20 protein-coding genes are annotated in these 20084 nt (G+C 73.0%); 11 read left to right on the top strand and 9 right to left on the bottom strand.

Going from position 1 to position 20084, the window contains the following annotated elements:
- Window positions 1–4 precede the first annotated feature (4 nt).
- From ACIQWX_RS40690 to ACIQWX_RS40680, 3 genes are read right to left on the bottom strand one after another with little or no spacing between them, the layout of a single operon-like run.
- Complete coding sequence (locus ACIQWX_RS40690; RefSeq protein WP_400883139.1) at window positions 5–256, bottom strand: (2Fe-2S)-binding protein; 252 nt, start codon at window positions 254–256, stop codon at window positions 5–7.
- Entirely contained in the window at window positions 256–1401 is a 1146-nt protein-coding gene (locus ACIQWX_RS40685) for an NAD(P)/FAD-dependent oxidoreductase (RefSeq protein WP_400883072.1), read from the bottom strand. The genes ACIQWX_RS40690 and ACIQWX_RS40685 overlap by 1 nt, the downstream gene beginning before the upstream one ends.
- 37 nt (window positions 1402–1438) lie before the next feature.
- Window positions 1439–2062, bottom strand: coding sequence for a helix-turn-helix domain-containing protein (locus ACIQWX_RS40680; RefSeq protein WP_400883070.1), 624 nt, complete (start codon window positions 2060–2062; stop codon window positions 1439–1441).
- Between the two features lie 104 nt (window positions 2063–2166).
- Between ACIQWX_RS40680 and ACIQWX_RS40675 the strand changes: the two genes are divergently transcribed.
- Window positions 2167–2661 carry a hypothetical protein gene (locus ACIQWX_RS40675; protein ID WP_400883067.1) on the top strand — a complete coding sequence of 165 codons (495 nt, stop codon included), beginning with the start codon at window positions 2167–2169 and terminating at the stop codon, window positions 2659–2661.
- On the opposite strand, the gene ACIQWX_RS40670 is transcribed toward ACIQWX_RS40675, so the two are convergent.
- Together ACIQWX_RS40670 and ACIQWX_RS40665 are read right to left on the bottom strand one after the other, a co-directional pair.
- Window positions 2658–3611 carry a threonine/serine dehydratase gene (locus tag ACIQWX_RS40670; RefSeq protein WP_400883064.1) on the bottom strand — a complete coding sequence of 318 codons (954 nt, stop codon included), beginning with the start codon at window positions 3609–3611 and terminating at the stop codon, window positions 2658–2660. The genes ACIQWX_RS40675 and ACIQWX_RS40670 overlap by 4 nt on opposite strands.
- 57 nt (window positions 3612–3668) lie before the next feature.
- Window positions 3669–4853 (bottom strand): MFS transporter, encoded by a 1185-nt coding sequence (locus ACIQWX_RS40665; protein WP_400883061.1) that lies wholly within the window; start codon window positions 4851–4853, stop codon window positions 3669–3671.
- An 81-nt stretch (window positions 4854–4934) separates the two neighbouring features.
- Between ACIQWX_RS40665 and ACIQWX_RS40660 the strand changes: the two genes are divergently transcribed.
- Both ACIQWX_RS40660 and ACIQWX_RS40655 read left to right on the top strand, forming a co-directional pair.
- Complete coding sequence (locus ACIQWX_RS40660) at window positions 4935–5633, top strand: ArsR/SmtB family transcription factor (protein ID WP_400883136.1); 699 nt, start codon at window positions 4935–4937, stop codon at window positions 5631–5633.
- Between the two features lie 112 nt (window positions 5634–5745).
- Window positions 5746–7251, top strand: a complete 1506-nt coding sequence (locus ACIQWX_RS40655; RefSeq protein ID WP_400883058.1) for a DUF2235 domain-containing protein — start codon at window positions 5746–5748, stop codon at window positions 7249–7251.
- Here the strand turns inward: ACIQWX_RS40655 and ACIQWX_RS40650 are convergent.
- Together ACIQWX_RS40650 and ACIQWX_RS40645 are read right to left on the bottom strand one after the other, a co-directional pair.
- Window positions 7203–8528, bottom strand: coding sequence for an MFS transporter (locus tag ACIQWX_RS40650; RefSeq protein ID WP_400883055.1), 1326 nt, complete (start codon window positions 8526–8528; stop codon window positions 7203–7205). The genes ACIQWX_RS40655 and ACIQWX_RS40650 overlap by 49 nt on opposite strands.
- 373 nt (window positions 8529–8901) lie before the next feature.
- The gene (locus ACIQWX_RS40645; protein ID WP_400883052.1) at window positions 8902–10914 is read right to left on the bottom strand and encodes a phosphocholine-specific phospholipase C; all 2013 of its coding nucleotides are present in this window, start codon (window positions 10912–10914) and stop codon (window positions 8902–8904) included.
- Between the two features lie 148 nt (window positions 10915–11062).
- Between ACIQWX_RS40645 and ACIQWX_RS40640 the strand changes: the two genes are divergently transcribed.
- Entirely contained in the window at window positions 11063–11590 is a 528-nt protein-coding gene (locus ACIQWX_RS40640) for a MarR family winged helix-turn-helix transcriptional regulator (protein WP_400883049.1), read from the top strand.
- A 229-nt stretch (window positions 11591–11819) separates the two neighbouring features.
- Here ACIQWX_RS40640 and ACIQWX_RS40635 read toward each other — a convergent pair whose 3' ends face one another.
- The gene (locus ACIQWX_RS40635; protein WP_400883046.1) at window positions 11820–12830 is read right to left on the bottom strand and encodes a DUF5914 domain-containing protein; all 1011 of its coding nucleotides are present in this window, start codon (window positions 12828–12830) and stop codon (window positions 11820–11822) included.
- A gap of 179 nt (window positions 12831–13009) precedes the next feature.
- Between ACIQWX_RS40635 and ACIQWX_RS40630 the strand changes: the two genes are divergently transcribed.
- The 7 genes from ACIQWX_RS40630 to ACIQWX_RS40600 are packed head-to-tail and all read left to right on the top strand — an operon-like array spanning window position 13010 to window position 19356.
- Window positions 13010–14092, top strand: a complete 1083-nt coding sequence (locus ACIQWX_RS40630) for a polyprenyl synthetase family protein (protein ID WP_400883043.1) — start codon at window positions 13010–13012, stop codon at window positions 14090–14092.
- Window positions 14089–15561, top strand: a complete 1473-nt coding sequence (gene crtI, locus ACIQWX_RS40625; protein WP_400883040.1) for a phytoene desaturase family protein — start codon at window positions 14089–14091, stop codon at window positions 15559–15561. The genes ACIQWX_RS40630 and crtI overlap by 4 nt, the downstream gene beginning before the upstream one ends.
- The gene (locus ACIQWX_RS40620) at window positions 15558–16502 is read left to right on the top strand and encodes a phytoene/squalene synthase family protein (RefSeq protein ID WP_400883037.1); all 945 of its coding nucleotides are present in this window, start codon (window positions 15558–15560) and stop codon (window positions 16500–16502) included. The genes crtI and ACIQWX_RS40620 overlap by 4 nt, the downstream gene beginning before the upstream one ends.
- Window position 16503: 1 nt before the next feature.
- Window positions 16504–16860, top strand: coding sequence for a lycopene cyclase domain-containing protein (locus ACIQWX_RS40615; protein WP_400883034.1), 357 nt, complete (start codon window positions 16504–16506; stop codon window positions 16858–16860).
- The gene (locus ACIQWX_RS40610; RefSeq protein WP_400883031.1) at window positions 16860–17177 is read left to right on the top strand and encodes a lycopene cyclase domain-containing protein; all 318 of its coding nucleotides are present in this window, start codon (window positions 16860–16862) and stop codon (window positions 17175–17177) included. Before ACIQWX_RS40615 ends, ACIQWX_RS40610 begins: the two co-directional genes overlap by 1 nt.
- A complete protein-coding gene (locus tag ACIQWX_RS40605) occupies window positions 17174–17875 on the top strand; it encodes a class I SAM-dependent methyltransferase (protein ID WP_400883030.1) in 702 nt (233 codons plus the stop codon). The genes ACIQWX_RS40610 and ACIQWX_RS40605 overlap by 4 nt, the downstream gene beginning before the upstream one ends.
- Entirely contained in the window at window positions 17872–19356 is a 1485-nt protein-coding gene (locus ACIQWX_RS40600; protein ID WP_400883027.1) for an FAD-dependent oxidoreductase, read from the top strand. The genes ACIQWX_RS40605 and ACIQWX_RS40600 overlap by 4 nt, the downstream gene beginning before the upstream one ends.
- 77 nt (window positions 19357–19433) lie before the next feature.
- Here ACIQWX_RS40600 and ACIQWX_RS40595 read toward each other — a convergent pair whose 3' ends face one another.
- Complete coding sequence (locus tag ACIQWX_RS40595; RefSeq protein ID WP_400883024.1) at window positions 19434–20039, bottom strand: TetR/AcrR family transcriptional regulator; 606 nt, start codon at window positions 20037–20039, stop codon at window positions 19434–19436.
- Between the last annotated feature and the right edge of the window lie 45 nt (window positions 20040–20084).

Genomic DNA, 20084 nt, shown 5'->3' with positions numbered 1-20084 from the left:
CGCCTCACGCTTCCTCCCGCCGGGACTGGGTGCGGATCTCGTCCCCGTCGACCGCGCGGCGGCGGCACGCTCGGACGTCCGGCACTCCGTTCACCGTCACCAAGCAGTCGAAGCACGCTCCGATCCCGCAGAACACTCCCCTCGGCGCGCCCGACCGGGTGGTGCGCCACGACTTGCGTCCGGCCGCCAGCAGGATCCCGGCCACCGTCTGCCCTTCGAGGCCAGAAAAACTTTCGCCGTCCACGCTGATCTCGATCACGCGACCACCGCCGGGCGGTCCACCGTGAACTCCGCCACCGGCATCGACAACGCCGACCCCGTCAGCAGTTCACGCAGCAGCCGAGCCGTGCCGACACTCAAGCCGATGCCCGCGCCTTCGTGTCCCGTCGCGTGCCACATGCCTCCGAGCCGCGGGTCCTCGCCCAGGACCGGGAGGTGGTCGTCCACGTAGGGCCGGAATCCCCCGTACGCGCGCATCACCGCGGCGTCCGCCAGCGAGGGGAACAACCGCAGCGCCGTGGCCGCGATCGCGCTCAGCACCGACGGCAGGATCGCGTCGTCGAAGCCCACGCGGCGGCGGGACGAGCCGATCAACACCGTGCCGCCCCGCGTCGACTCGACGACCGCCGATGTCTGCAGTTCGCCGTCGCCGGAGCCGACCGCTCCCACGTAGTCCGCGTCGTACACCTTGTGGCGGATCGCTCCGGGCATCGGCGTCGTCACCAGTACCTCGCCGCGCCGGGGGCGGACCGCGATCGGCGCACCCAGGCGCGCCGACACCTCGCCCGCCCACGGGCCGGCCGCGTTGACGACGACGTCCGCCTCGAGGACCTCGCCGGGCACGCGTACCCCGGTTATGCGGCCGCCGGACTCGACGGCGCCGATGACCTCGGTGTCGGTACGCAGGCGGGCACCGTGCGCGAGGGCTGCGCCGAGCAGGGCGAGCGTCGCGCCGGCCGGCTGGACCTGCGCGTCCTCCGGGTAGAACACGGCGGCCATCACCCCACGGGTCACCAGAGGTTCGGCCGAAATCACGTCCTCTGTGGACAGTGGCTCGGCGAGCACTCCCGCCGAGGCCTGCGAAGCCGCGAACGTCTTGAGCGCGTCGGCACCGGCCTCGGTGGTGGCGACGACGATGCCGCCCTTCGGGTCGAACTCGCAGGCGCCGCCGAGCTCGGCCGCGATCTCCGGCCACAGCCGGGCCGACAATTGCGCGAGCCGGAGCTCCGCGCCCGGCCCCTTGTCCGACACGAGGAGGTTGCCTTCGCCGTGCGAGGTGGTGCCGCCCGCGGGGCGGCCGCGGTCGACGACCAGGACGTCGAACCCGGCGAGGCTCAGCTCCCGGGCGCACGCCGCCCCGACGACACCGGCCCCGATCACCACCACCCGCGTTCGGTTCATCGACCCTCCGGTGTTCGGTAAAGCGAACGATCGGAGGTTAAGTCTCCCGGGGCGGGGGTGTCAACGGGTGCGGCCGGCCGTCGAGCCGTTCGCCGTCGCGGTACTGGAGCAGGAGCACCGAATGCACGGGTGCGGTCAGCGCGGTGTAGCTGTGCGGCTCGCGGGCGTCGAAGGCGACGTAGTCGCCGGGGCCGAGGTCGACCGTCCGGCCGGCCACCTCGACGCGCAGCCCGCCGGTCTGCACGACGGTGTGCTCGACCCCGACGTGGCCCTGCGACCGCTGCGGCGCGTCGCCGCGGACGACCTGGTCGTAGACCTCGAAAACGCTGGTTCCGTCCTCGATCCGGCGCAACGGCCGCAGGTCGATGCCCTCGCCGCGCAGCACCTCGACGTCGGCGGCGCGCACGACGGTCAGGCCGCCCCGGGGCCGGTGGTCGAGCAGGTCGGAGATGGCGACTTCGAGGGCGCGCGACAGGCTGAAGACGGTCTCGATGGTCGGGTTGCCGGTGCCCGCCTCCAGCTGCGACAGCGTCGCCTTCCCGATGCCCGACCGCCGGGACAGCTCGGACAGCGACAGGTCCCGGGCGGCCCGCGCGGCCCGCAGGTTGACGGCGAGCATGTCCCGGATCGACGGCTCCGCAGCGTTCGGTAAAGCGTCCATCGAGTCCCGTCTCCGTTCGGTTCGCCGATCGCGGCCCATGATGCCACGCCGGACCGCCGTGCCAGAATGACCGCGCCCGATCACCACCCTGGGGGAACGTTTCCGTGGACATCTCGCTGTCGTTCGTCTACACGCCCGAAATGGCCCGGCAGTCGTTCCGCGCCTGCCACCCGCGCACACCGGTGGCCCGGTGGCTGCCGGCGGGGCTCTACGTGGTGCTCGGGATCCTGGCGCTGATCGAGGCGCTCGGGGGCACGCACGTGGACCCGGTCGGGCTCGCCGTCGGCGTCGTGGTCCTCCTGCTCGGCCTCGGCTGGCCGGTCTTCTACGCGCGCCGGGTCGCGCGGGCGCTGCGGCCCTACGCCGAGCCGACGACCGCCAAGATCGCGCTGACCGACTCCGGGTACGCGGGTGAATCGTCCGGGCGCGCGGTCAGCCGGCTGTGGCCGACGTTCAAAAGCGCCGCGCTGGTACGCGGGTTCTGGGTGCTGAAGACGGAGTCCGAGGGCACGCTCGCGTTCCCGGCGAGCGTGCTCGACGCCGCGCAGACCGAAGCGTTCCGCGCGGCCATGCGGGAAAAGGGCCTGCTGAAGCGCTAAAAGAGCCAGCCTCGGTAAGCAGCCAAGTCGACGTTGCTCCCGCAGACGATGGTGGCCACGTGCCGCCCGGCGAAGCGCTCGCGGTCTTCGAGGACCGCCGCCAGACCGAGCGCGGCCGACGGCTCGACGACCAGGCCCGCCTGCTCCAGGAACAGCCGCAGGCCCGCGACGATCGACGTCTCCCGCACCAGGACCGCGTCGTCGGCGACTTCCAGCAGGTCGTCGAGCACTTCCGGGATGGGGAAACGGCCCGCGACGCCGTCGGCGATCGTGTCGGCCGAGTCCGTGGTGACGACGCGGCGGGCGTGCCAGGACCGGGTCATCGCCGGTGCCTGCTCGGGCTGGACGGCGATCACTTCGGTGCCGGGGGCGAGGGACTTCAGGACGTGCCCGACGCCGGTGGCGAGCGCGCCGCCGCCGAGGGCGACGAGGACGGCGTCGAAGGGTCCGGCCGAAGCCAGTTCGAGGCCGACGGTCGCCGCGCCTTCGCAGGTTTCGACGTCCAGGCTGTCCTCGACGAGCCGGACGCCCCGCTCCCGCGCCAGCTCCGCCGCGCGCTCGCGGGCCAGCTCGAAGTCGTCCACCAGCTCCAGGTGGGCGCCGAAGGACCGGATGCGCTCGAGCTTCGCGGCGGGCGCGAACCGCGACGCCACGACGGTGACGTCGATCCCGCGGGCCCGCCCGGACAGGGCGAGGGCCTGCCCGAGGTTGCCGGCGCTGGCGCACACGGCGGCGCGCTCACCGCGCTCGGCCAGACCGTGCGCGACGAGCTCGGTGCCGCGGCCCTTGAAGCTGCGCACGGGGTTGGCGGTTTCGAGCTTGACGCTGACCCGGCAGCCGAGGGCGCGTTCGAGGGGTTCGCAGCGGTAGAGCGGGCTGTCGAGGAAGACCGGGTCGATCACCCGCCGGGCGGCGCGGATCCGGTCGAGGTCGAGGCGCGTGTCCGGCACGCTCGGAGAGCCTAGGCGCGGAAACCCGGTCGTGGTGCGGCGGGGCCGCCGCGGCCCTCACCGGCTGACGAGCTCGGGTTCCCGCGTCCGGACCGCCCAGCGCGTCAGCCGCGGGATCGGGGCGACGGCCACCAGGAACACCGCCGCGACCAGCACCCACCCCAGCGCGCCGAGGCCGCCGACGGCGAGGCTGAACACCCCGGGCCCGACCATCTGGACCGTCGCCGTGGCCGCCTCGCTCGCCCCTTGGTACGCCCCCTTCGCCTCCTCGCGCATGAGCCGCACCGACAGACCCCAGTTCGCGGCCACGTAACTCAGCTCGCCGACGACGTGCAGCACCGCGGCCAGCACGACCACCGTCACCGCCCCGGCGCCCGCGCCGCCGGCCGTGGTGGCCAGGAGCAGGCAGCTCGCCGCCAGGACCACGCCGGACACCACCGCCGTCCGGGCCGCCTGGCGCGCGGTGCGGCCGAAGCGGGCGAACGGCACCTGGAACACCGCGATGCCCACCGAGCTGAGCACGACGACGACCCCGCCGAGGCCCAGCGGCAGCCGCGTCGAGCCGGACAGCCACAGCGGCAACCCGGCCGACAACATCGCCCAGCACAGGGAAAGCACCGCCGTCACGCCGGCGACGCACAGGTACGGCCGGTCGCGCAGCACCGCGCGGGCGCCCTCCCGCCGGGACGGCGCGGCCGCCGGCGCGGGCACCAGCAGCGTCGAGCCGGCCAGGACCAGGAAGCTGAGCACGTTGCCGGCGATGGCCAGGGTGTAGGCCCACGGCGCGTCGGCGGTCAGGACGAGCGCCCCGAGGCCGGCGCCGGCGGCGTACCCGACGTGCTGGGCGACCCGCTGCTGCGCCAGCACGCGCAGCCGGCGCGCCGGGTCGGCGACCAGGCCGGTGACCAGCGCCGTCCGGATCGCGGTCCCGCCGGTGGCGAGCGCGGTGAACGGCACCGTCACGGCCAGGAACGAGACCGGACCGTCCACGGCCAGGTAGCCGGCCATCGCGGCGGCGCGCACCAGCGTCACCGCCACCAGCACCGCCCGGGGCCCGGCGCGGTCGGCGAACGCGCCCAGCGGTACCGCCGCGGCCATGCCCACCGCGCTCGCCACGGCCAGGCCCACGCCGACCGTCACCACCGGCAGCCCGAGGATCCGGGTGAAGTAGAGCGCCCAGATGGTGAACCACAGGCCGTCGCCGAGCGCGGAGACGCCGCGGCCCCACAGCAGACTTCTCATGCAACCACCCTTCACGAGAGCCTGAACGCTAGCATCATTCAGGCTCTCGTGAAGGGTGCTAGGATTCACGACGTGAGCGGAATGGTCGAACCGGACAACGCGGTCCAGGCCGCGATCGTCGGCTTGACGCGGGAGCTGTCGGATCCCGTGCGGCTGACGGCGGTGCAGCTGCTGGCCGCCGAGGGGCCGCACACGATGGTGCAGCTGGCCGACGCACTCGGCGTCACCGCGCCGCGGCTGGGCAACCACCTGGCGCGGCTGCGGGCGGCCGGGCTGGTGACGGTCGAGCACACGGGCCGCCACGCGCTGTACCGCGTCGGCCGGGACGACCTCCTGCCGGTGCTGACGGCGCTGGCCCGCTACGGCGGCAACGACTCCGTGACGCCGCCGCGCCCGGCCGAGTCCACTGTGGACATCGCGCACACGTGCTACGACCACGCTGCCGGCCGGCTCGGCGTGGCGGTGTTCGCCATGCTGGTCGACCGCGGCGCGCTGCGGCCCCCGGACGGCTCGGCCGAGGACCTGGCCCTGGGCGGCGACGTCTCGGCGTTCCACGACCTCGGCGTCGACCCGGCCTCGGTGGACCCGGGCCGCCGCCGCTGGGCGACGGCGTGCCTCGACCGGACCAACCGCGTCCCCCACCTCGGCGGCGTCCTCGGCGGGCGGGTGCTGGAGGCGCTTCTCGACGCGGGGTTCGTCCGGCGCGGGAGCGCGGACCGCGAGCTGACCGTCACCCCGCTCGGCCGCCGGAAGCTCGGCGCCCTGCTGCCCGGCTTCTGAGCCCGGCCGTATCCGGCGGGCCCCTTCGCGCCTCCTGTTGACCTCGGGACTGTAACCGCGGGCGAGATCGAAGCGACTCCCAAGCATCCCGAGTGGAGCGAAGGTGGACCGGATGAGCGAGGCGAACGGCGGACGGCGGCACCTGGTCGTCTCCTGCGACGGCACGTGGAACACGCCGGACCAGCAGCAACAGGGCCGGCCGGCCCCGACGAACGTCGCCCGGATCCACCACACCGTGGCCGAGCGCGGCACCCAGCTGCGGTACTACCACCCCGGCGTCGGGACCGGGCCCGGACTGCTCGACCACCTCGAAGGCGGGCTGGTCGGCAAAGGACTGTCGGAGAACATCAAGAGCGCCTACGGCTGGCTCGCCCGCCACTACGAGCCCGGCGACGCCGTTCACCTGTTCGGGTTCAGCCGCGGGGCGTTCACCGTCCGCAGCCTCGCCGGCATGCTCAAGCGCTGCGGCCTGCCCGCGGCGCTCAAGACGGCCGAATCCACCGAATTCTGGGCCGAGGTCGACCGGCTCTTCGCCGACCGCTACCGGGAAGAGGCCGGCGAAGCGGCCGAGGCGGTCCCGATCGAGTTCCTCGGCGTCTGGGACACGGTCGGCTCGCTCGGCATCCCGGACTGGCTCGGCCCGCTGAAGCTCGTCGAAGACCACGTCGGGCACCTCCCCCGGTTCCACGACACGAAGCTCGGCGACCACGTCCGGCACGCCCGCCAGGCGCTCGCCATCGACGAGATGCGCGGCCCGTTCATGCCGACGCTGTGGTCCGAGGTGGCCGCGGACCGCGACGTCAAGCAGGTCTGGTTCCCGGGCGACCACTGCGACGTCGGCGGCGGCCACGACCGCACCGGCCTGTCCGACGCCGCGCTGCGGTGGATGATCGACGAGTGCCACACCGCCGTCCCGGACCTCGTCTTCGACGACGCGATGTACAAGCAGATCGCGCCGGACGCCCAGGACGTGCTGCACAACTCGCTGCACAGCGTCTACACGGTCCTGTGCCCGGCGCCGCGGGCGTTCCCGTTCATCGAGGCCGGTTCCACCGCCGTCTCGCAGTCCACTGTGGACCGCCAGGCGACGCCGCCGATCACGACCGGCCCGTACCGCCCCGGGCGGCGGCTCGAGCGCGGGGAGTCCGCGACCGTCGACGTCTACGCCGGGAAGCCGTGGAACTGGACGGGCCTCTACCTCGAGCCCGGCGAGTACGCGTTCACCGCCGAGGGCACCTGGCTGAACGGGAAGGTCGCCCACCACCCCGACGGCACCGAAGCCGACGCCCGGCTCGACTTCCAGGACGTGCTGCACGCCCTGGCCACGACGTCGGCGTGGCTGCAGACCCAGCTGGCGCGGTTGAACGACGCGGACGCCCGCTCGTTCGGCGGCCGCCGCTGCGAAGACGCGAAGTGGATGGCCCTGATCGGCGCGGTGGCGGCGCCGAACCTCGACGCCCACGACGTCCAGCAGCCCTACGACGCGCTCCCGATCGGCCGCGGGGTACAGCGGTGGGTGAACGAGAAGCCGGGCTACTTCTACGCCTACGCCAACGACAGCTGGCTGGGCTACTCCAGCAACCGGGGTTCGCTGAGGCTGACCGTCTCGCGGCTCTGACCCAGGGGAACGTCCCGGCGGTCGCGGACGAAGAAGGTCGCCACGAGCCCGACCAGCGTCATGCCGGCCAGGTACGCGCACACCGAGTAGACGGTGCCGGTGCTCGACTGCAGCGCTTCGGCGATCGTGGGCGCGAACGCGCCGCCGAGCACCGCGCCGATCGCGTACGACAACGCCGCGCCGCTGTAGCGGACCCGCGTCGGGTACATCTCCGCGTACAGCGCGGCTTGCGGGCCGTACGTGAAGCCCAAGCCGACCGAGAACAGCACGAGCGCGAGCACCAGCAGGCCCACGTTCGCCGTGTCCAGCAGGGCGAAGAACGGGACCATCCACACCAGCTGGACGGCGAACCCGATGCGGTACACGGTGATCCGGCCGATCCGGTCGGCGAGGTAGCCGCCCACGAGGGTGCTCACCAGCCACGCCACCGCGGAGATCATCACGGCGACGAGGACCACCGACCGGTCCAGGTGCAGGGTTTTCGTCGCGTACGACTGCACGTACCCGCCGGTCGTCATGTAGCCGACCGCGTTGTTGGCCGCGAACAGCAGCGCTCCCAGCACGACCAGCAGACCGTGGTGGCGCAGGAGCGGCACCAGCGGCAGGCTCGACCGGCTGCGCGTCCGCCGGACCTCCTCGAAGACCGGGCTTTCCGCGACGCGGCTGCGGATCACGAACCCGAGGACGATGAGCACGAAGCTCAGCAGGAAGGGAATGCGCCAGCCCCACGCGAGGAACTGCGCCGGCGTCGTCACCGCGGCGGCCAGCGCGAGGGCGCCGTTGGCGAGCAGGAGCCCGATCGGGACGCCGATCTGCGGGAAGGCACCGTAGAGCCCGCGCCGGCCGACCGGCGCGTGTTCGACGGCCAGCAGTGCCGCCCCGCCCCATTCGCCGCCGGCCGACAGTCCCTGCACGATCCGCAGCAGCACCAGCAGGATCGGGGCGGCGACCCCGATGGAGGCGGTGCTGGGCACGAGGCCGATCAGCACGGTCGAGACGCCCATCAGCAGCAGGGTCGCGATGAGCATCGCCCGCCTGCCGAACCGGTCGCCGAGGTGCCCGGCGACCACGGCGCCGATCGGCCGGAAGAAGAAGCTGATGCCGACGGTCGCGAAGGACAGGATCAGCGCGTCCTTCCCCAGCGCGGAGAAGTACTGGGTGGCGAAGACCAGGCCGGCCGAGATGGCGTAGACGAAGAAGTCGTACCACTCGATGGTGGTGCCGGCCATGGCGGCGAGAACGACCCGGCGGTGCTCACGATCAATCCCTCTCGCCATGACGGCTCCTTCGGTGTCCGCGAATGGTGGCGAGGATCGTATATGGTTTCCGATATGATCGGCAAGTGCAAGCCGGTCCAGGCGGTCGGGGCACACGTTCGCCAGCCTCCGGGGCGCCACGGAGGCTCCACCTAGCCGCCGACGACATCGCTCCAGCGGCCGCGCACCGGTGGACGGTTGCCTGCCCGGCCGCGCGGATGGCCCTGGCGTCGGCCGAAGGACGCGATGCGGCTAATGGGTGAGGACAGCCAACCCGCTTCTTAGGAGGCACTGGTCCGCTAAGCCGGGCCGACGAAAGTTCGCCGGGGTCACGACACCACAAAGGGCACCTCCGTGGTCGCGATGACCACGAAGGTGCCCTCGTCGCGAAACCTCAGTCCGTGAGCGTGGCCGGGTCGCTCGTGCTCGGCCGGCCGTTCTCGACGTGCCCCGCCAACCGGCGCAGGAACTTCGGGTCGCGGTCCGACGTCACCGAAACGTCGTACCAGTTGCCGCTGCGGCGGGTGTTCACGTGCTCGACCACCCGCGCGCCCGGGCGCAGGCGGCGCGTTGTCGAACAGTGGCCGTACACGTCCGACACCGTCAGCTGGACCGTCGTCGTGCCGTTGTTGGTCAGGACCAGCGCGAGGTCGCCGCCTTCCTGCCGGACGCTCACCTCCGGACCGGCGGCACCGCCCCGGAACTGCCGCACGAACCCGTTGGGCCCGTACGCCGTGTAGTCGTACGCCCCGGAAGCCGGCAACGCGGCCGCCAGCGACTTGCCCGCGCCTGCCGTGTACGTGCGCGGCTCGCCCGAGGGCGTCACCACGTAGAACGCCGCCCCCGCGCGGCCGTGGTTGGCGAACGTCACCGTCAGCTTGCCGTCCGCGAGCCGGGCGTCGGCCGACAGGTCGTACGGGAGCGCCCGCGCCGGCCGCAGCCCGCGTTCCTGCTTGGGCAGCACGTTCCGCGCCGGGACGGCCGGCACGTAGTCCGGGTGCCGCACGCGGTCCGGCGGCTCGTAGCCCGCGGTGTCCGGCAGCGCCGGCACCCGCGCGTCGGTGCGCGCGAAGTCGAACGCCGACGTCAGGTCACCGCAGACCGAGCGGCGCCACGGCGTGATGTTCGGCTCCTGCACGCCGAAACGGCGTTCGATGAACCGGATGATCGAGGTGTGGTCGAACGTCTCCGAGCAGACGTACCCGCCCTTGCTCCACGGCGAAACGACGAGCATCGGGACGCGCTGGCCGAGCCCGTACGGCCCGGCCGGGTTCGCCGCCGACCCGGCGAAGATCTCGCCCGCGGTGTCCACAGTGGACTGGCCGGCCGACGCGTACGGCGGGACGACGTGGTCGAAGAAGCCGTCGTTCTCGTCGTAGGTGATGAGCAGCGCGGTCTTGCTCCACACGTCCGGGTTGGCCGTCAGGGCGTCGAGCACCTGCGCGATGTACCAGGCGCCGTAGTTCACCGGCCAGTTCGGGTGCTCGCAGAACGCCTCGGGCGCGGTGATCCACGAAACCTGCGGCAGCTTCCCGGCCTTGACGTCGGCGCGCAAGCGGTCGAAGTAGCCTTCGCCGGCCTTCGCGTTCGTGCCGGTGCGCGCCTTCTCGTACAGCGCGTCGCCGGGCTTGGCGTTGCGGTAGGAGTTGAAGTACAGCAACGAGTTGTCGCCGTAGTTGCCGCGGTAGGCGTCCTCGATCCAGCCCCAGCCGCCGGCGGCGTCGAGGCCGTCGCCGATGTCCTGGTAGATCTTCCAGGACACCCCGGCCAGCTCGAGCCGCTCGGGGTAGGTCGTCCAGGAGTAGCCCTTCTCGTCGTTGCCGAGGACCGGGCCACCGCCCTGGCCGTCGTTGCCCGTGTACCCGGACCACATGTAGTAGCGGTTCGGGTCGGTCGAGCCCATGAACGAGCAGTGGTAGGCGTCGCAGATGGTGAACGCGTCGGCCAGCGCGTAGTGGAACGGGATGTCCTCGCGCGTCAGGTACGCCATCGTGGTCGAGCCCTTGGCGGGCACCCACTTGTCGTACTTGCCGGCGTTCCACGCCGCGTGCGTGTCGTTCCAGCCGTGCGGCAGGTCCTGGATGAATTGCAGGCCCAGGTTGTCCGCGTCGGGGCGGAAGGGGTAGATGTCGCGCTTGCCGTCGGACTGCGCCCACACCGGCTTGCCGTTCGACAGGGTCGCCGGCCGCGGGTCGCCGAAGCCGCGGACGCCGCGCAGCGTGCCGAAGTAGTGGTCGAACGACCGGTTCTCCTGCATGAGGACCACGATGTGCTCGACGTCCCGCAGCGTGCCGGTGCGCCGGCTGGCGGGGATCTCGGCCGCGCGGGCGATGCTCGTGGAGAGCGCGGAAAGGGCAGCGGTGCCGCCGGCCAGCTGCATAAAACGCCGTCGGTTGACGTCCGTCATGGGGACTCCGGGGGTGTCGTGGTGGAGAGCCGGGCCATTGTGCGTGGGCCTACGAGAACCTGCGCCGGGCCCGAGGCTAACTCCGGGCGAAACTCCGGTAAACGGCTTGACGCAGATACGGAAGCACGTACTAATGTAGTGCTTCACTATGAACGACCTCTCGAACGACCCCGACGACTCCCTTTACTCCCCCGACGTCCGAAACGCCCTCGCCGGCTTCACCCACGGCGAAGACACCGGCGCGCTCGAAGCGGCGGCCGCCGTCCGCGCGGCCGCGCGCAGCCTGGACCAGCTGCGCTCGCACGGCACCGACAACCGCGGCCTCAGCCCCGGCGCGCTCGACATCCTGATCCGGCTCAGCACCGCCGAAGCGAACGTCAAGGACCTCGCCGCGTCGGCCGGGGTCAGCTCGCGGAACGTGACCGGCCTGGTCGACACGCTGGAACGCGCCGGGCACGCGGTGCGGGTCCCGGATCCGCGCGACCGCCGGTCGGTCCTGGTCCGCATCACCGACGACGGCCGGACGTGGCTCGAGGAGTTCCGGCGGCCCTCGCAGCTGGCCATGGCGGCGCTCTTCCGCGGGTTCACCGACGCCGAGACGACCCGGCTGCGCCACCTCTGCCTGCGGCTGGTGGAGAACCAGCAGCAGCTCGCCCGCCACTTGGAGGGCCGCTGACCGCGACGCCGGTGTCTTGAATGAGTCATTCAGGACACCGGAGGTCCTGAATGACTCATTCAAGACCTTTGGCCGAGCCGAGCCGGCGGCCGAAGTGTGGCAGCGGCGCCCGCCCGACTGCCCGGGTTTTGCGGAGACCACGAGCTGAGCTCGAACACGAGCGGGCGCCACCGCGCGCTGTGTACCCGGCACCGAGGACGGCAAACTCGGCCCGTGCGAGCCGCCGACCTCAGCGCGAGCGCAACGCGTAGCGGCGTTCGGCGTAGGCGAGGTCGTCTCGCCACAACCGGGCCGCCGTGTGGCGCATCAACGGGCGGATCGCCGGCGCCAGCTTCGCCGCCACCGCGAACCCCGGCCGCTCCGATGCGGCGATCGTCGCCTCGATGACCGCCGTCCGGGGACGGCCGTCCGCGCCCGGGCCGAGCGGCGTCGCGTGCGTCTCCACCACGCTGCCCACCCCCTCGCCTTCGACGATCCGCATCACCACCGTGCGCGGTTCCGGGCACGTGAAGTCCGCCAGCACCGGCACCCCCCAGCGGCCCGCGAGGCGGAACGTGACCTCGACGAGGAAGCGGTCCTCGGAGTCGGGCACGTCGATCCCCTGCGGTGCTTCGAGCACCCGCAGGCGGCTGAACGAATACGGGTGGAACCACGCGCCGTGCCACGGGTCGAGGCGGTTCGCCACCACGTCCTCGGGTTCGCACGTCCCCGTCAGCGTCGCGACGGCGTCGATGCGGGCCGGGTTCGCCGGGCGGGCCGGCACCACCGGCGACTCCGTCGGCTGCTCCCCGCCCAGGCTGTCGAGGCGCGCCCAGACGAGCACACCGTCGTCGTGCGCCGGCACCGGGGACCACGTCCCGCACCGGGACCCGTCGATCCGCAGGCCGTGCCAGCGGCAGACCAGCCCGCCGGCGTCGACCCGCGCGTCGGCCAAGGGGGCGCCGAGGTGCGGGCACGCGCCGGGACCGATGCGGACGTCGCCTTCCGGTCCGCGCCACGCGACCAGCTCGCGGCCGCCGACCGTCACGCCGAACGGACGGTCGGCGCGCACCTCGCGGCTCGCCGCGACGACGAACCAGTTGCCCGACGGACGGGCCGAGGCGCGCTTGCCCGCCGCTTCGATGACGGCGGGCGAGCAGTCGCGGTAGGTCGGTTCCTGCTTCGCCCAGCGGGGTTCGGCGAACGGCTGGACGGGCCATCGCCGCGGCCACCGCGCGGCGATCCGGCGGCTGACGTTCATCGGTCCATCGTGGCCGATCCGCATCGGGCTCGCAACGTCACCGAATTCCGCTTCCCAGCGAGCGCATTCGCGTTTATCACGGTAGAACCGGGGTAACAGCCAGACCATCCGACGTGCCCCTCGATGCCCGCTGAGCGTGCATCGATTATGCATCGCAAGACGGCGAGAGAGGAGCACGGATGACCGCGACTTCCACGGCCGCCGGATCGGTGGCGTGGCTCGACGCGCTGCGCCGGCGCTGCGGAACCGACGTCCACGCCTTCGTCACCGAGCGGGTGCGCGAGCACTTCACCGGGCGCGCGGCGGACACCCCCGCCGTCGGCGTGCTGCCGGAGTTCGTCACCGGCGGCAAGTTCCTCCGCCCGATGTTCGCCTACGCCGGCTGGCGGTGCGGCGGCCCCGAAGACGCGGCGGCCTTGCGCGCCGCGGCGAGCCTCGAACTGCTGCACTGCTTCGCGCTCGCCCAGGACGACGTCATGGACGGCTCGGCGCGGCGACGCGGCCGTCCGTCGTTGCACGTCCGCTTCGCCCGCTGGCACGAAGAGCAGGGCCTGAGCGGCTCGGCGGCCCGGTTCGGCGAGTCGGCCGCGGTGCTGATGGGCGACCTGTTCCTCGTCTGGTCCGAACAGCTGCTGCAGGAAAGCGGCCTCGACGCCCGCGCCCTCGCCCGCGGCCGGCCCGTCTACGACCTGCTGCGGTCCGAACTGGCCGTCGGTCAGCTCGGCGACCTGGTGAACGACGCCCGCACGCTGCCGTCCTGGGCCGACGTCCTCGACGTCATCCGCCGCAAGTCCGGCAACTACACCGTCCGCCGCCCCCTGGAGTTCGGCGCGGCGCTGGCCGGCTGCCCCGGGGACGTCGTCACGGCGCTCGGCACCTACGGCGGCCTGCTGGGCGAAGCGTTCCAGTTCCGCGACGACCTGCTGGGCGTCTTCGGCGACCCGGCGGTCACCGGCAAGCCCGCCGGCGACGACCTGCGCGAGCGCAAGGCGTCCAGCGTGGTCGTGCTCGCCCGCGACCTGGCCGACCGCCGTCAGCGCGCCGAACTGGGCGACCTGCTCGCCCTCCCCGACATCGACGACGGCGCCGTCACGGCGTGGCGGGAGCTGATCACCGCGACCGGCGCGCGCGACCAGCTGGAGAAGTTCGTCGACGAACGCGTCCGCCGGGCGCTCGAAGCGATCGATCTCGTTCCCCTGCCGCAGCAGGCGGCCGACGCGCTCACGGTACTGGCGAACCACTGCACCGAGCGGGTCCGATGAGGACGGTCACCGGGCGCACCGACCACGTCGTGGTCGTCGGAGCGGGGCTGGCCGGGCTGTCCGCGGCACTGCACTTGGCCGGCCGGGGCCGGAAGGTCACCGTCGTCGAACGCGACCCGGGGCCGGGCGGGCGCACCGGCCGCGTCGAGACCGGCGGCTACCACCTCGACACCGGGCCGACCGTGCTGACCATGCCGTCGATCCTCGCCGGCACGTTCGCCGCGGCCGGCGCCGACCTGGCTTCGGAACTGCGGCTGACCCGGCTCGACCCGGCCTACACCGCGCGTTTCGCCGACGGGTCCGTCCTGCCGGTGCACTCGGACGCCGACCGGATGACCGACGCGGTCCGCGAGTTCGCCGGACCGGACGAAGCGGCCGGGTACCGCCGGCTGCGCACCTGGCTGACCCGGCTGTACGCGGCGGAGTTCGACCGGTTCGTCGCGGGCAACATCGACTCGCCGCTCGGGCTGGTGTCGACGGACCTCGCGCGGCTGGTCGCGCTCGGCGGTTTCCGGCGGCTGGACCGCAAGATCGGCGCGTTCCTGCGCGACGAACGCCTCAAGCGCGTCTTCACCTTCCAGGCGCTGTACGCGGGCGAGTCGCCGATGCGGGCGCTCGCGCTGTACGCGGTCATCTCCTACATGGACACCGTCGGCGGCGTGTACTTCCCCGAAGGCGGGATGGCCGCGGTGCCCCGCGCGATGGCCCGCGTCGCGGAAGGGGCCGGCGTGGAGTTCCGGTACGGCGAACCGGTCACGGCGCTCGAACGCCAAGGGGCGCGGATCGCGGCCGTTCGCACGTCCGAGGGCCGGATCCCGTGCGACGCCGTCGTCCTGACCACGGAACCACACGAGTCCTACCGGCTGCTGGGCCGCGCGCCGCGCCGCCCGGTCCCGTTGCGCCCGGCGCCGTCCGCGCTGGTGCTGCACACCGGCGGGCCCGGGGACTGGCCGGTCGGGCACCACACGATCTCCTTCGGGCGCGGCTGGGCGTCGACCTTCCGCGAGCTGATCACCGACGGCAGCCGGATGAGCGACCCGTCCCTGCTCATCACCCGCCCGACGGCGACCGATCCCGGGCTGGCACCGGCCGGGCGCCAGCTGTTCTCGATCCTGGCGCCGGTGCCGAACCTCGAACGGGGACCGCGGGACTGGGACAGCGAGGCGGAACCGTACGCCAAGGAGATCCTCGACCACGTCCGCGCCGAGCTGCTGCCCGGCTTCGAGCCGGAGGCGTGGCACGTCATCGGCCCGGCCGACTGGGCGCGCCGCGGGATGGTCGCGGGCACACCGTTCAGCTACGCGCACTCGTTCGTCCAAACGGGACCGTTCCGGCCGCGGAACCTGCCACCGGGCCCGGAAAACGTCGTGCTGGCGGGCGGCGGGACCGTGCCGGGGGTCGGCGTCCCGACCGTGCTGCTCTCCGGGCGGCTCGCCGCCGACCGGATCACCGGGGAGGGAGCCCGATGACCCGCCGCGAACTCGACGCCGCCGGCATCACCGGGGCCGGGCTGCGCGAGGCCTACCGGCACTGCCGGGAGCTGAACGCCCGGCACGGCCGCACCTACTTCCTCGCCACCCGGATGCTCGCGCCCGCACAGCGGCCCGCCGTGCACGCGCTCTACGGGTTCGCCCGGCGCCTCGACGACCTCGTCGACGAGCCCGAGCCCGGTGCCACGCCGGACTCGATCGCCTCGGCGCTGCTCGACGTCGAAGAGGGGTTCCTGAAGGAGCTGGCCGCCGGGACGAGCGACGACCCGCTGCGGACCGCCGTCATCGACACCGCGACCCGGTACGCCATCCCGGAGCCGTACTTCCGCGCGTTCGTCGCTTCGATGCGGATGGACCTGACCGTGACCGGCTACCCGACGCGCGCCGCGCTCGACGAGTACGTGCACGGCTCGGCCGAGGTCATCGGGCTGCAGGTGCTGCCGATCCTCGGCACCGTCGTCCCCCGCGACGAGGCCGCGCCGCGGGCCGCCGCGCTCGGGAAAGCGTTCCAGCTGACCAACTTCCTGCGCGACGTCGCCGAGGACCTCGAGCGCGGCCGGGTCTACCTGCCGGCCGACGAGCTGGCCGCGGCCGGCGTGGACCGCGACCGGCTCGGCTGGTGCGTGGCGAACCGGCGGCTCGACCCGGCGGTGCGGCGGGGGCTGGCCGACCAGGTCGCGGCCACCCGCCGCGTCTACGCCGAGGCGCAGCCGGGCATCGCCATGCTGCACCCGGCGTCGCGGCCGTGCGTGCGGACCGCGTATGTCCTCTACGGAGGAATCCTGGACCGCATCGAAGCCTTGGGCTACAACGTGTTCGCCGGACGGGCCCGCGTCCCCCGGCACCGGCGGCTGACCGCCGCGTGCGAGGCGCTCGTCCGGGCGCAGTGGGCGCGGCGCCGGCACCCGGCGGTGACGTGACGTGGGCCAGTGGGAGTACCTGCTCGTGCTCGGCGCGTGCGTGCTGGTGACATTGCCGCTGGAGCTGGCCGGCGCCCGCGTGTACCGCCGTCCGCGGCGGCTGGCGCGCGCGGTGCTGCCGGTGGCCGCGGCGTTCCTGCTGTGGGACGCGGTGGCCATCGCGGCCGGCGTCTGGGACTTCGACCCGGCGTTCGTCACCGGGCTGAGCGCGCCCTTCGGGATCCCGATCGAAGAAGTGCTCTTCTTCGTCGTGGTCCCGGTGTGCGGGGTCCTGACCTACGAGGCCGTCGAGCTGACCGGGAACCTGCTGCGCCGGCTCGTCCGCCCGCTGCTCGACCGGCGGCGGGTGCGACGCTGATGCCTTGGGGTTACACGGTTCCCGCCGTCGCCGCTGTGCTCGCGGTGGTCGCGGCGGAGGTCTTCCTGCTGCGCACCGGGCTGTTCCGGCGGCCGGTCTACTGGGTCACGATGGTGATCGTCATCGCCTTCCAGATCCCGGTGGACGGGTGGCTGACGAAGCTGTCGGCGCCGATCGTCCGCTACTCCCCCACCGGCATCACCGGCTGGCGGTTCCCGTGGGACATCCCGGTGGAGGACTTCCTGTTCGGCTACGCCCTCGTCACCGCGGTCCTGCTCCTGTGGGAGCGCGGTAAGTCGCGAAAGGACAGTGCATGAAAGGCAACGGCCTGCCCCGCGCCGAAGTGCCGGCGGCGTTCGACGCGGGCGCGGCGGCCTACGACCGGCTCGTCGGGCTGAACCCGGGCTACCACCGCGACCTGCGGCTCTCGGCGCGGCGGCTCATCCGTCCGGGACACCAGGGGTTGCGGATCCTCGACGCGGGCTGCGGCACCGGCGCGTCGACGGCCGCGCTGCTGGCGATCGCCCCGGACGCGCGCGTCACGGCGATCGACGCGTCGGCGGAGATGTTGTCCCGGGCTCGCGCGAAGTCCTGGCCGTCCACAGTGGACTTCCAGCACACGCCGGTCGAAGAGCCGCCCGCCGGCCCGTTCGACGCGGTCTTCGCCGCGTACCTGCTGCGCAACGTCGACGACCCCGACGCCACCCTTCGGGCGCTGCGCGGGTTGCTGCGTCCGGGCGGGCAGCTGGCGCTGCACGAGTACTCCGTGCGCGACTCCCGCCGCGCGCGCTGGGTGTGGAACGCGGTGTGCGGCGCGATCGTCATCCCGCTCGGCCGGGTCGCCACGGGCGACGCCACGCTGTACCGGCACCTGCGCCGCAGCGTCGTGGCGTTCGACGGGGTCAGCGAGCTGTGCGCACGGTTGTCCGGCGCCGGTTTCACCGACGTCCGCACCGGCACGATGCCGGGCTGGTCGCGCGGGATCGTCCACACGGTACTGGGCACCGCGCCGTGATCGCGGGTCGTGACCGCCGGGCGGAGACCCTTCCCGCGCCCGGCGGGCTCCCCGACGCCGGGCGGCTCGGCCGCCGTCCGCGCGCGGCCGTGATCGGGGGCGGCATCGCCGGGCTCACCGCGGCGACCGGGCTCGCCGAGCGCGGGGTCGAGGTGACGGTGTTCGAGCGCGAAAGCCACCTGGGCGGCCGCGCCGGCGGCTGGCCCGAGCGGCTCCCGGACGGCACCGAAGTCACGATGAGCCGCGGCTTCCACGCGTTTTTCCGCCAGTACTACAACCTGCGGGCGCTGCTCATGCGCACCGACCCCGGCCTCGAGCGGCTGGTCCCGGTGCCCGACTACCCGCTGATCGACCCGCACGGGCGCACCGACACGTTCGCCGGGCTCCCGCTGACCCCGCCGTTGAACGCGCTGGCGTTCGCCTTGCGCAGCCCGACGTTCCGGGCGCGCGATCTGGTGCGTTTGGACGGACGGCGGGCGTTGCCGCTGGCGACGGTCAGCGTCCCCCGCGTCTACGAGCAGCTGGACCACCTCGACGCGGCGACGTTCCTCAGCGGCATCAACTTCCCCGCGGCGGCGCGGCACCTGGCGTTCGAAGTGTTCTCGCGCAGCTTCTTCGCCGACCCGAGCGAGCTGTCCGCGGCCGAGCTGGCGACGATGTTCCACCTGTACTTCCTGGGGTCGTCGGAGGGGCTGCTCTTCGACGTACCGTCCGAGCCGTTCCCGCAGGCGCTGTGGAACCCGCTCGGCGACTACCTTTCCGGACGTGGAGTGGACATCCGCCTCGGGACGGCCGTGCGCGGTGTTTCGCGGGAGCCGTCCGGCTTCGTGGTCGACGGCGCGCAGTTCGACGCGGTCGTGCTGGCGTGCGACGTGGCCGGGCTGCGCCGGATCGTGGCGGCGTCCCCCGGGCTGGGCACACCGTCGTGGCGCGCGGCGATCGCGGGGCTGCGCACGGCACCGCCGTTCGTGGTCCGCAGGCTGTGGCTCGACCGCCCGGTGCGCACCGACCGGCCGGCGTTCCTGGGGACGGGTGGATTGCCGCCCCTGGACAACATCAGCGTGTTGAACCGGTACGAGGGAGAAGCCCGCCGCTGGGCGGCGCGCACGGGCGGCTCGGTGGTGGAGACGCACGCGTACGCGTCCTCGGACGGCACGGGCCTGGACGCGCGCTTGCACGAGCTGTACCCGGAAACGGCGCCGGCGCGGGTACTGGGCGAGATCACGGTGACGCGCCAGGACTGCCCGCTGTTCCCGGTCGGCGCGTTCGCTTCCCGGCCGGGGGTGGTGACCCCGGAGCCGTCGCTGGTCTTGGCGGGCGACGCGATCCGGGTGGACTTGCCGGTGGCGTTGATGGAAAGAGCGGCGACAACGGGCTGGGCGGCGGCGAACGAGCTGTTGACGGGGTGGGGTGTGGCGGGGCATCCGCTGCGGTCGGTCCCGAACCGTGGCCGGCTTCGCTTCCTCGACCGCTTGGTGTGAGTCAGGCGCGCGGTGCGCTGCCACCCCGCGCGCCACCGGTACGAGGGTTCGAGGGCTCATCCGGTGGCGAAAGGCTGCTACCTTGCCCGGGGCCCCGGGCGTGTCCGCCGAGCGGCTCGGTCCTCACCCATCCGCAGGATCAAGGCGACCGCGTCCTCCGAGTGGCCCGTCGGCGTCAGCACCTCCTGCAAGAGCAGGCCGCGGATCGCGGCCACGGTGACGGTGGCCAGCGTCATCGCTTCCCCGGTGTCGAGCCCCTCGCGTTCCGCCAGCGAGGCCAGCATCTTGGTCAGGTCGTCGAGCGAGTCGATGAACTCGCGGAAGTCCTCCGGGCGGTACGCGGCGAGCCCTACGACGTGGAAGAACCCGCGGACCCGCGACAGCTGCTCCGGACGCGTGTAGGCCCGCCAGATCGCCATCACGAGGTCGTCGAAGGTACCTTCCCGGGCGGCCTCGAGCAGCACCTCGTTGTCACGCGATCGCTGCGCCTTCAGCATGGCCGCCAGGACGCCCGGGAGCGACCCGAAGTGGTACCGCAGGAGTGCGTGGCTGGTCTCGGCCCTGGCGGCGATCTCACGGAGCGACACCTCCGGTGCGGGAAGGGCCGCGCCGAAGGCGTCGAGGAGCCGGGCCAGCAGCCGCTCGCGTGGGTCGCCGTTGCGTTCCGCGCTTGACAGGATCACCCCCACAGTTTATCCATTGGAAAAGAGAAGCGCCAGTGGAGGGGA

Origin of the sequence: Amycolatopsis sp. NPDC098790 (assembly GCF_044759945.1) — a bacterium.
Taxonomy (GTDB): Bacteria; Actinomycetota; Actinomycetes; order Mycobacteriales; family Pseudonocardiaceae; genus Amycolatopsis.
This window is presented reverse-complemented; position numbering and strand designations above follow the sequence as displayed.

What these genes read in the sequence shown, in the direction of transcription:
- ACIQWX_RS40685 (WP_400883072.1), bottom strand. Translation starts at nt 1,401, where the DNA reads ATGAACCGAACGCGGGTGGTGGTGATCGGGGCCGGTGTCGTCGGGGCG.
- ACIQWX_RS40680 (WP_400883070.1), bottom strand. Translation starts at nt 2,062, where the DNA reads ATGGACGCTTTACCGAACGCTGCGGAGCCGTCGATCCGGGACATGCTC.
- ACIQWX_RS40665 (WP_400883061.1), bottom strand. Translation starts at nt 4,853, where the DNA reads ATGAGAAGTCTGCTGTGGGGCCGCGGCGTCTCCGCGCTCGGCGACGGC.
- ACIQWX_RS40660 (WP_400883136.1), top strand. Translation starts at nt 4,935, where the DNA reads ATGGTCGAACCGGACAACGCGGTCCAGGCCGCGATCGTCGGCTTGACG.
- ACIQWX_RS40655 (WP_400883058.1), top strand. Translation starts at nt 5,746, where the DNA reads ATGAGCGAGGCGAACGGCGGACGGCGGCACCTGGTCGTCTCCTGCGAC.
- ACIQWX_RS40650 (WP_400883055.1), bottom strand. Translation starts at nt 8,528, where the DNA reads ATGGCGAGAGGGATTGATCGTGAGCACCGCCGGGTCGTTCTCGCCGCC.
- ACIQWX_RS40645 (WP_400883052.1), bottom strand. Translation starts at nt 10,914, where the DNA reads ATGACGGACGTCAACCGACGGCGTTTTATGCAGCTGGCCGGCGGCACC.
- ACIQWX_RS40640 (WP_400883049.1), top strand. Translation starts at nt 11,063, where the DNA reads ATGAACGACCTCTCGAACGACCCCGACGACTCCCTTTACTCCCCCGAC.
- ACIQWX_RS40635 (WP_400883046.1), bottom strand. Translation starts at nt 12,830, where the DNA reads ATGAACGTCAGCCGCCGGATCGCCGCGCGGTGGCCGCGGCGATGGCCC.
- ACIQWX_RS40630 (WP_400883043.1), top strand. Translation starts at nt 13,010, where the DNA reads ATGACCGCGACTTCCACGGCCGCCGGATCGGTGGCGTGGCTCGACGCG.
- crtI (WP_400883040.1), top strand. Translation starts at nt 14,089, where the DNA reads ATGAGGACGGTCACCGGGCGCACCGACCACGTCGTGGTCGTCGGAGCG.
- ACIQWX_RS40620 (WP_400883037.1), top strand. Translation starts at nt 15,558, where the DNA reads ATGACCCGCCGCGAACTCGACGCCGCCGGCATCACCGGGGCCGGGCTG.
- ACIQWX_RS40610 (WP_400883031.1), top strand. Translation starts at nt 16,860, where the DNA reads ATGCCTTGGGGTTACACGGTTCCCGCCGTCGCCGCTGTGCTCGCGGTG.
- ACIQWX_RS40605 (WP_400883030.1), top strand. Translation starts at nt 17,174, where the DNA reads ATGAAAGGCAACGGCCTGCCCCGCGCCGAAGTGCCGGCGGCGTTCGAC.